1 protein-coding gene is annotated in these 571 nt (G+C 34.0%); it reads left to right on the plus strand.

The features are described from left to right. The coding region (locus G8761_RS26745) for a hypothetical protein (RefSeq protein WP_243450174.1) at window positions 1–510 on the plus strand (510 nt) is incomplete at its 5' end. Window positions 511–571 lie beyond the last annotated feature (61 nt).

The following is a 571-nucleotide window of genomic DNA, read 5'->3' on the forward strand; positions in this document are numbered from 1 at the left end:
GAAGCAAAAGACAAAAATTTACAATATGAAGCATTTCAGAATATAATGCATGCTACAAAAGGAAAAGTAGATTGGGCTTATGAAGTATGGGACCAAATGATAGATTGGCTTACTGACCCCGATAATCACCGAAGAGCCAGAGCAGGACAGTTTCTTGCTGGTTTAGCAATCAGTGACCCTGAAAAACGGATGCTACATGATTTTCCAGTGTTATGGGAAGTAACAAAGGATTCGAAATTTGTAACAGCTCGGCATACTATACAATCAATTTGGAAAGTCGGCTTAGCAGGTCAAGAACAAAAAGAAATGTTGCTCAATCATATTATTGACCGCTTTAAAAATGGAATGGACGAAAAAAATTATACTCTTATTCGATACGATATGATTGTAGGTTTAAAAAAACTATATGATAAAGTAAAGGATGAGAACATCAAGAAAATAGCAATGGAATTAGTTGATTCCGAAGAAGATAGCAAATATCGTAAGAAATATATGTCCGCATGGAAATAACAAATATTTATGGCAGTAAATAAGGAGTAACTAAACTTGGATTTCCAAGTTTTCTTTATAG

The organism is Neobacillus terrae (assembly GCF_011393025.1).
Lineage (GTDB): Bacteria > Bacillota > Bacilli > Bacillales > Cytobacillaceae > Neobacillus_A > Neobacillus_A terrae.